This is a genomic window from Acinetobacter sp. RUH 2624, assembly GCF_000162375.2.
Lineage (GTDB): Bacteria > Pseudomonadota > Gammaproteobacteria > Pseudomonadales > Moraxellaceae > Acinetobacter > Acinetobacter nosocomialis.
Genome location: NZ_KI391939.1, coordinates 3,285,922 through 3,295,382, shown reverse-complemented (window position 1 = coordinate 3,295,382; position 9,461 = coordinate 3,285,922). Strand labels below are relative to the sequence as shown.

The 9,461-nt window shown below is 39.3% G+C and carries 8 protein-coding genes, 1 rRNA gene and 1 pseudogene; 4 read left to right on the top strand and 6 right to left on the bottom strand.

Features of this window, described 5'->3' with window-relative positions:
* Both HMPREF0014_RS26170 and HMPREF0014_RS22085 read right to left on the bottom strand, forming a co-directional pair.
* Positions 1 to 87 (bottom strand): 16S ribosomal RNA (locus HMPREF0014_RS26170); the annotation flags it as partial.
* A 518-nt stretch (positions 88 to 605) separates the two neighbouring features.
* Positions 606 to 1,176, bottom strand: a pseudogene (locus HMPREF0014_RS22085) (TetR/AcrR family transcriptional regulator).
* 87 nt (positions 1,177 to 1,263) lie between these two features.
* Between HMPREF0014_RS22085 and HMPREF0014_RS22080 the strand changes: the two are divergent.
* Positions 1,264 to 2,478, top strand: a complete 1,215-nt coding sequence (locus tag HMPREF0014_RS22080) for an oxygenase MpaB family protein (protein ID WP_006581710.1) — start codon at positions 1,264 to 1,266, stop codon at positions 2,476 to 2,478.
* 68 nt (positions 2,479 to 2,546) lie between these two features.
* On the opposite strand, the gene HMPREF0014_RS22075 is transcribed toward HMPREF0014_RS22080, so the two are convergent.
* The 4 genes from HMPREF0014_RS22075 to def form a co-directional block, all read right to left on the bottom strand.
* Positions 2,547 to 2,753, bottom strand: a complete 207-nt coding sequence (locus HMPREF0014_RS22075; protein WP_002054207.1) for a DUF4199 domain-containing protein — start codon at positions 2,751 to 2,753, stop codon at positions 2,547 to 2,549.
* A gap of 52 nt (positions 2,754 to 2,805) precedes the next feature.
* On the bottom strand, positions 2,806 to 4,920 hold the full coding sequence (locus HMPREF0014_RS22070) for a TonB-dependent copper receptor (protein WP_006581711.1): 2,115 nt from the start codon (positions 4,918 to 4,920) through the stop codon (positions 2,806 to 2,808).
* A gap of 71 nt (positions 4,921 to 4,991) precedes the next feature.
* The gene (locus tag HMPREF0014_RS22065) at positions 4,992 to 5,420 is read right to left on the bottom strand and encodes a DUF2946 family protein (protein WP_002054220.1); all 429 of its coding nucleotides are present in this window, start codon (positions 5,418 to 5,420) and stop codon (positions 4,992 to 4,994) included.
* Positions 5,421 to 5,456: 36 nt separating this feature from the next.
* Positions 5,457 to 5,987 (bottom strand): peptide deformylase, encoded by a 531-nt coding sequence (def, locus tag HMPREF0014_RS22060; RefSeq protein ID WP_002054252.1) that lies wholly within the window; start codon positions 5,985 to 5,987, stop codon positions 5,457 to 5,459.
* A 122-nt stretch (positions 5,988 to 6,109) separates the two neighbouring features.
* On the opposite strand from def, the gene HMPREF0014_RS22055 reads away from it, so the two are divergent.
* From HMPREF0014_RS22055 to HMPREF0014_RS22045, 3 genes are read left to right on the top strand one after another with little or no spacing between them, the layout of a single operon-like run.
* The gene (locus HMPREF0014_RS22055) at positions 6,110 to 7,264 is read left to right on the top strand and encodes a LysM peptidoglycan-binding domain-containing protein (RefSeq protein ID WP_006581712.1); all 1,155 of its coding nucleotides are present in this window, start codon (positions 6,110 to 6,112) and stop codon (positions 7,262 to 7,264) included.
* 20 nt (positions 7,265 to 7,284) lie between these two features.
* Entirely contained in the window at positions 7,285 to 8,415 is a 1,131-nt protein-coding gene (gene dprA, locus HMPREF0014_RS22050) for a DNA-processing protein DprA (protein ID WP_006581713.1), read from the top strand.
* A 50-nt stretch (positions 8,416 to 8,465) separates the two neighbouring features.
* Complete coding sequence (locus HMPREF0014_RS22045) at positions 8,466 to 9,035, top strand: Sua5/YciO/YrdC/YwlC family protein (RefSeq protein WP_006581714.1); 570 nt, start codon at positions 8,466 to 8,468, stop codon at positions 9,033 to 9,035.
* Positions 9,036 to 9,461: the final 426 nt, after the last annotated feature.

Genomic DNA, 9,461 nt, shown 5'->3' with positions numbered 1-9,461 from the left:
GTAGCAAGCTACCTTCCCCCGCTCGACTTGCATGTGTTAAGCCTGCCGCCAGCGTTCAATCTGAGCCATGATCAAACTCTTCAGTTAAAATCATTTTGCACCTTATTTATAGACAAGGTGCCAATTCTGGCTCATCAATTACTGACTTAAATTTCGCTCAAATAAACTTCGAGTAATTTAAACCAATCAATTAATGAAAATTATTTCGATTAATCAATCAGTAAAAATCCACACAAGTTGTTCTTCAATTCTCTTAATGATCTTCTTCCTGATTCGTCACCAGCAAGCTAGGTCGGCTATATTACTCTTAATCTCTTAAAAGTCAACAGGTAATTTCGATATTTTTAAAACTTATCTTTTAAACCAACTTAACATCAAATTTATCACTTAAAGCAATCAACTTAATCTCAAGTAACTGTTTTTCAACAAGTTCTATCTGCATCACCGCCGATGGATGTGCATTATAGACCATTAACTTACCTTTGCAAGCGGAAATTAGAAATTAATGACTTGAGCGTTCAATTTTAAACCAAAATACAAATCAAGTATTTGTTTTATATGAATAATTATTTTTATTTCTTATTTTTGGCCTAAATAAGCCAGTATCATGCTTGATAATTCTCGTTTAAGTTGTTGTTCTGAGATAAGAAAATTGTTCTGGCTCACGTAACGCATCATCGTAAAAAGCGTACTATTAATAATTACAAAGGATTTATGCTTTACCTGCTCGAAGTCCCACTGATGAGGATTTCTACTAAATGTATATAAACCTACTTCAAAAAAATGCTTTTCTAAAATCTGAGCAGCTTGCGAATGGCTGTAGTCATGCCAATGTTTCAGTACTTCTATAAAAAACCCATGATCGGCTTTTAATGCATTAAATCCTAACTCTATTGCCAAGGGGATAAGCAGATCTAAAGGAATATTCCCCTGCTGCATAACTAATTCTTTAAGTTGCTGCCCTAATAATTCGCTTTTACGGCGTAATAGTTCTTCTATGATTTGATCTTTACTCTCAAAGTATTGGTAAATCGAACCAACACTTACGCCAGATTTTTCTGCAATTTTAGGAGTAGTAGTATGGAGCAATCCATATTGAGCAATACATTGCTGTGTTGCTTCTAAAATATGGTCAACAATAAGTTTTGAACGCTGTTGCTGCGGGGCTTTTCTCATCGTTTTTTATTCGTTAAATGCGAATTGAATGCGAATAATTATTCATATTAGCCTATTTATTATTCAGTTCAATACGTAAGTAAAGATATGCAAATGATTAGCCCGACTCGACTAGCTTCTTTTAATGATATGCAAGACAGTAATTTCTTTACTCAGTTTTTAAATATCTGCTGTGAAAAACCAGTACAACCAAACTATACAGAATATGTATCTTTACAACGTGCTCTTTGCGAAGGGGACGTTGAAATGGATAAGCTGATTGATTGGGTTATGCAAAATCCCAAAGACCACCGAATAATTTTTGAGAAAATATTATTTCAAGGCCGCGATGATCTATCTGAGTCGCTACCTACTGAGTTAGAAAATTTCTTTAATTACATTGAACAAAAGCCTGAATGGTTAGACCAGCAACAAATTGATGAGGCTATTAAATTTACTCATCGTTTAGGAATAAATAATGGTTTTATTCTTAGAGATTTATCTTTAATGGGGGGATATTTATATCCGGGATTTAATCAACCCCTAATTTTAACCGGGGCATTAAAGAAACAAGCGGGAACACGTTTAGCAGAAACCACAAAATGGTGGGTGGATATTACTGAACCTCAAGGGCTTTGTCGTTTGAGTGCAGGTTTTACGTCAACGATTTATGTTCGCTTTATTCATGCACTCGTTCGCCGGCAATTAAAAAAGTCTGATGGTTGGGATAGTGGGGTTTGGGGAATTCCTCTTAATCAATTTGATTTAGCCATGACTAATTTGGCTTTTAGTAGTGTAGTTTTACTCGGTATTAGAGCTTTAGGTATATGGCCAACAAAACAAGAGGCAAAGAGTTTTTTAAATTTTTGGCGTTATGTTGGTTGGTTAATGGGAATTGATGAAAAGTGGCTTATTCAATCTGAAACTGAAGGCTGGCGATTCCTTTACTGGATGCAGTTTGCTCATCCTCGTTCCGATCACAGCAGTATTGAATTAGGATCAAGCTTATCTAAAGAGCCTTTTGAGAGACAATATCTGCATTTGCGTTCTTTACAGCAGAAACTTGCTTATCGGCAACATTTAGAACTTACCCAATTTTTTATTGGTAAGAAAAGGATGAAACTACTCGGATTACCTCAGCAGTCTGCTTCATGGTTTGCTTATTATTTAATTGTGCGTAATTTACTACTTTTTAACGGCGCAAAATTTTCACCAAAAGTCGAAAGGTTTTTAACTCAATCGGGTCGTAATTTACAAAAACTTGGTCTACGTCTTTATGAAAATCAAGACAAGATAAAAACCTTAGCAAGTATGCATCAATAATTATTAAAACCTAAAAATAAAAAATGGAAGCCCGTTATCCGGACTTCCATTTTCAAATATTAAAAACCTTATTGAGCTGATGAACTGTGCATTTCAGCGTGATTCATTTGCTCATGCGTTTCCATCATCTGCTTATTTTTTTGACTAGGCATATAGTCAGGTTCATTGTTGATGGCCAAGTAAAAAACAATCATAAACAATACACTCAAGATAGACGCCACAATAAGTAACTTCCATCCCCACCAAGACTGTTCAGGCGATAATTTATTAGTCATTTCATTTCTCTCTTAAATTAACAATTTCAGTTCTTTAATTCGCTAAAGCTTATTAAAACTTCATGCTCATACGAACCCAGTAATTTCTTCCGATATTGTTAAACTGCTCTTCGCTCGCAAATCCAAAGCCTGCACTACCAGCTTTATTTAAGTGTTCGGTATAGGTCTTATCTAATACGTTATCGATACCAACAGAGACATCAATATCTTTACGAAGGTTATAACTTCCGTTTAAAGAAAGTGTTGAGAAACCTTTACTTGGTTTTAGGTCATATCCCACGATATTACCTTGATGTAGACTCACACGGTTTTGCTCAGCAACAACTCGCCACAACAGGCCTAAGTTATATTTGTCGGCTACATAGCGAATATTTAATCGACCTTCTAACGGGGAAATTTGAGGTAACGGTTTGTCATCTGTGGTGTTTTTACCCCACGCATACATAGCACTCAAATCTGCCTGAATACGGTCGGTAAATTGATATCCAATACCTGCTTCTGCACCAGCAATAGTTGCATCAACATTCTTGGCACCTGCAGTAATATCATGGCTCATATCATGCCCACCCATTCCCATACTCGGGTGATGGTGATAACTCATTAATATGTAGTCATCTACTAAGCCTGCATAAGCAGAAGCCCATGTGTTTAAAGCACCATGTTGTTGTTGGAAGCCTAGATCTAACTGCAATGTTTTCTCAGGATTCACACCGTTAAAGGTATTGGTTGAACCAGCATTACCATGTTTAGGAGAGAAAAGCTCCCAATAATCAGGCATACGCTCTACATAACCTAAACCGATATAGCTTTTGAAGTCATGCTCAGGATGTTGGTTTTCCCAGCGAACAAATGCGCTTGGCAAAGTCTTCTCAAGCTTCGTATTAAAGCCTTGGGCTTTAGAATCGGCTCGCTCATCTTCAACTGTTACCCGATCTAAACGTACACCTGTCACTAACTTGTTTTTATCATTCCATTGATAGCCAAGTTCACCGAAAGCTCCATATGATTGAAAACGCATATCTTGTCGATATGAAACATTCATAGAAGGCATTGTTGGCGATGACATGCTACCGCCATGTTTATTAAACTGTGAATCTACCCCAGTGATCAGGCTCCATTTATCCCATTCAGAGGTCATGGCTAAGCGAGAATTTAGTGTACGGCGCGTTACTTGCATGGCCATCGCGTTTGGCATGAGCATAGTCATACCACCATGGTTCATTTCAACTAATGGCGGTGTGCGCAAACTAAAATTATCCATAATATGGTCGTTATAGCTGTAGTTCACCTGCCCTTCGATTTTCTTAATGATATCGGTGATATTTTTCTTTTCGAAACGCAGTCCTAAGCTTTCACGCGCAAACTGAGAACCATCCATTGAACGTCCTGCATAAAGCGACTCACCATCAGATTTTCCACCTGTGAGTTCGATCCACGTGTTTTCATCTGGAGTAAAGCCAAGTGCTACATCAGCATTCCACTTCTTCCATGCTGAAGGTACAGTATTACCATCACCGTCTTGATAACTATTGGACTCTGAACGGTTGGCATTTAAACGAATATATTTTTTCTCATCGCCAACTGCTGCTTCAACATTATGGTCGATACGTCCATATGAACCTAGTAAAACACTTGCTTGCCCACGATAAGGTTTTTCGGAAGTAAGTTTCTCAGGCTGACGTTCAAACAGGACTGTTGCTGCCGAACCAGTATTGGCATATTGAACCGTTTGCGGGCCTTTAATCACAGAAATACGATCATAGCTTTCTGGTGAAATATAAGAAGTTGGAGCATCCATACGGTTTGGGCATGCACCGAGGTTCTCCGTACCGTCTGTTAGAATTTTAATACGTGAACCAAACATCCCTCGGAATGTCACATCACCATTTGTTCCACCGCTTTGTATTGAGTTAAAACCCATAATACTTTGTAAATAGTCTGCGCCATCTGTAGCAGGTACTGGCTGAATTGGCTGTTTCGGGTCCGCATGTACAATCAGACCATTTGCATCGTTACCTTGCTGTGCTGTAACAACAATAGGTGCTAATGAATGAAGTGTGTTGGTATCAGCATCATTTTTCTCTGAATCGGCAAAAGCTAAGCCTGAATGAGAAACAGCAAGCATCGCAACCCATAAAGGTTGTAGTAAAAATTTAGAATGTGGCATTTTTATACGCTCTAAAACATAAATAAAGTGATATCGAAGTCAATAAAGACCCCAACAAAAATTGCTTTTATTTATGCAAATAGAGGCGGTGCACGCCCTTGCGGGAGTAAGAAGAGTCGCTGTAGCGCAAAATAAACATGTCTAAATGCTTGTTGATAAGCGACTAAGCGCACTTGTATACGAACAAGCACCTCTTTTACGCCAAATTCAGGTGGTAAAACCAGATTGGCATAGACGGTACAATATTGGCACTGGTGATTTGCATCATGGTGGTCATGATGTTCAGGTACTTGTGCCTGTCCGATATGGTGGTCGTGATGTGAATGATGCATGGCATGTGACATGGTTTCCATCTGTGCCTTAGGTTTAAGCAAAGCACGGGTAATAGTTTCACAGACCGGAGCAATTTGATATTGCTTCGGTAATAGCGGCTGTAAAAATACCGCAATCTGTAAAAACACTGCTGCACATGCGAGCAACAGACCACTACGAAAAACCAAAAATCACATCCACGCTATATTGATGTTTGAAAACTTTTAACGTTTTACCGCAACTTTTTCACGCTCGCGTTGGCGAACAATCTTTTCGACTTTTTCACGTGCACGCTGACGTTTAAGTGGCGACAAATAATCCACAAACAATTTGCCTTTTAAGTGATCCATTTCATGTTGGATACAAACAGCGAGAAGTCCGTCAGCTTCTATCTCAAATGCTTGACCTTCAAGGTTAATTGCCTCGATTTTCACACGTGACGGACGGTCAACTTTATCGTATATTTGTGGCACTGATAGACAGCCTTCTTCGTACGGCTGCGTCTCTTCAGTCAGTGGAGTTATTTTGGGGTTAATGAAAACCATAGGTTCATCTTTAGATTCAGACAAATCCATGACGATAAGCTGAATATGACGATCGACCTGAGAAGCTGCTAAACCAATACCGGGTGCCGCATACATGGTTTCAAACATATCTGCTGCAAGTTGACGAATTTCATCAGTAACTTCTTCAACAGGCTTAGCAATGGTACGAAGACGGGGATCAGGAAAACTTAAAATAGGTAATAAGGCCATACTGACGTCCTCACTTATGCCATTGATTGAAAAACCAAATGAAGGAAATACTTCATCGAAAAATTGTGTGTAAGCCGCCTATTATAACGCATCTGCACGCATAATTTTTAGGAATTATCATAATGAAAAAGGTTTTTAACGGCATGGCTGAATTTCATGCTTTGGGGATAAAGAAGCATTTACTTGCTTTAGCACTCTGTACAACTGTCGCACTAGGTACGGTAGCAGAGGTTCATGCTGCCAGTCCAAATCATAATCCACCTTCTCTTAAAAGCAATGCACCGAATGTGTATGTTGTAAAACGTGGGGATACCCTATGGGATATTTCCGGCCATTTTCTCAATAAGCCATGGCGTTGGCCTGAAATTTGGGCAAGTAATCAACATGTTAAAAACCCTCACTGGATTTATCCGGGCGATCGATTACTGTTATGTAGCTTAGATGGACGTCCACTTGTGGGCAAAGATGAAGGGGATGGCTGTGTAGGCATTATTCGTCGTTACACAGGCCAAACCACAAACTTACAACCACAAGTTCGCGTAGAAGCATTAAATAATAGTGTGCCAGTTATTCCACTTGAACATATTAAACAGTGGCTAGAGAACAGCACTATTTTACCAGCCGATTCAATTACCAACACACCTTACGTTGTTGGTACAGCCGACCAACGTGTACTTGCAGGAAAAGGTCAAACTATTTATGCAAGAGGAAAAGGTCTAGTTGATGGTCAGCGTTATGCAGTCTATCGAGAAGGTGAACCTTACTATTTCACAGATAGTAAAGGTAAAAAGCATAGCCTTGGTATTGAGCTACTACAGGTTGCTTCAGGTGTTGCGGTATCTTCTGAAAAAGACATTACTACATTAGAGCTAACAGATAGTTATAACGCTGAAGTACGTCGTGGCGATCGTGTTATGCCTGAAGAACAAGCTACTTTGCCAACCTTATTTTACCCAGTAGATGCCAAACAAGTAACTAATGGTGGCAAAATTATTCGTGTCATGGGTTCAATCGGTAGAGCTGCAAAACATAGTGTAGTGACTTTGGACCGCGGTACAGCACAAGGTGTTCAGGTAGGTCAAGTTTTTGATATTACACAACAAGGCGAGACAATTCGCGATCCTAAAACTAAAGAAGCGATTCAACTTCCTGGTCAACAAATTGGGAGTCTGATGGTTTTTAGAACTTTTGATCAGCTGAGTTATGCCTATGTTCTAGAAAGCGATTTGCCTATTAAAGTCGGCTCAAGCATTCAGCCACCTCGCTTTAATGATTAATGTTGGATGTACCTTCTACAATGCTCACCCAACTTTCTTCACACCATTACCACACGCTTAAAGTGTGGTATTTGGTGCAGCACTCATTAGTTAGTTTTAAAAAAATTATCGATTATTTTGGAACTTGTGAAAAAGCAACTCAACCTGATGGTTTAGCAAAGTGGTCCTCTTTGGGGTTACATGCTAATCACTTAAAGCGTGTAAACGAATTTCAAACGGCACAAGGCCAAGCTCAGTTCGAACAGCTTATACAACAAGTTCAGCAGCATACTGATTTTATTTTGACGCCCGATGACTCTGGCTACCCTACTCAATTACTCCCTTATACAGATCATCCACCTGTTATTTTTGGAAAAGGTCAGGCACAGGCATTATTGCAACCGCAAATTGCGATTGTCGGTAGCCGAAAACCAAGCCCACATGGACGTCAGGTGGCTTATGATTTTGCCTACTACTTAAGTGAAAAGGGCTTTTTTATTAGTAGTGGTCTGGCTTATGGCATTGATGAAGCAGCTCATCAAGGTGCATCCGCTCATCAACGTACAATTGCAGTCACTGGTACGGGCCTAGACACTACCTATCCAGCTCAAAATAAAAAACTGGCAGAACATATTTTGGCTCAGAACGGCGCCATTATTACTGAGTTTTTACCTGGTACACCGCCATTACAACAGCATTTTCCACGTAGAAACCGAATTGTTAGTGGTTTGAGTTTAGGCGTTTTGGTGGTAGAAGCGACATTAAAAAGTGGCTCGCTCATCACGGCCAATAAAGCTGCTGAACAAGGCAAAACCGTATTCGCCATTCCGGGCCATATTTATAGTGAGTTCCATCAAGGATGCCATCAACTTATTCGTGAGGGAGCAATTTTAGTTGATCATCCCGAACAAATTATTGAAGACCTCGCCTTACCAACTCAATGGCAAAGCCAGCAACAAAGTCAAAATGAAGAAACTAATACGAATATTCCAGAAATTCCTGAGCATTTGATTGACCTTTATCAGTCTTTAGACTGGGTAGGACAAAATATTGACCAGCTTGTAATTCATCATAATGTTTCGGTTTCTGAACTGACCTCTTCACTAATGGAACTAGAACTACTCGGTTTATGTATGCAACAATCAGGGCTGTATTTACGTTGTCGTTCTTAGTATTAGAGCGCACAATAGCGATTCTGTTTGATTGAAAGGAAAGTATTACCATGATTACGACCTCAGTGACCGAAGCAGCCGAATGTTTACAACAAGGTCAAGTTTTGGCATATCCAACTGAGGCAGTCTGGGGATTAGGCTGTGATCCATTTAATGAACAAGCTTTTCAAAAGATTCTTAAATTGAAACAGCGCCCTATTGAAAAGGGCGTCATTTTATTGGCTAGCCATATTAGTCAAGTAGAACATCTACTAACTTCCTTACCGCAAACGACTCAGCAAGAAATTATTGATTGCTGGACGAACCACCAACCATCAGAAAGAGCCACAACTTGGCTATTGCCAGCCGATCAACACATTCCTTCATGGATTAAAGGCGAGCATCCTCTTGTTGCAGTCCGTGTAACGACACATCCTTTATGTGTCGCTTTATGCAATGCTTTTCATGGATTTATCGTCTCGACGAGTGCCAACCCTAGTGGACAAGAACCAGCCCATTCTTTACAAGATGCCTGCCAATACTTTGGTTCACAATTAAACTATCTCAATGGTGATTTAGGTCAAAGCCAACAGCCGAGCCGCATCATTAACGCCTTAACTGGTGAAGTCATTCGTCCTTAATTCCAGACAAAAAAAAGCTCAGTTATATAGGGATAACTGAGCATAAAAAAGGATGGGTATATACCACATCCAGAGGGTTTGGATATCTCTGGAACGAAAGAAAAATTGCTTAAAAGAGCATCTTTCGTAGTGGTCGCTATTATGTGGTAAGAGACTAAATGAGAGAAATATATTATTTCTCTAAAAAAAGCATGAAAAGTGTAGGGAATTTGGCGTTTTTAGCAATTAAGTTAAAATTATATTAATATTTTTATTGGTCTTTTTTAATATTTATATTAGACCTCTTGCGAAAGTCGTTATTGCAAGTTCATCCGATTTACCAGTGCAGCGATTAAGTTAATGCGTAAACCTGATCCTAGACAGTATCGTGGACAACAAATCCCTCTAAATTCTTAAAATATTTCTTCTCAAAGGCTTCAGGGCTTA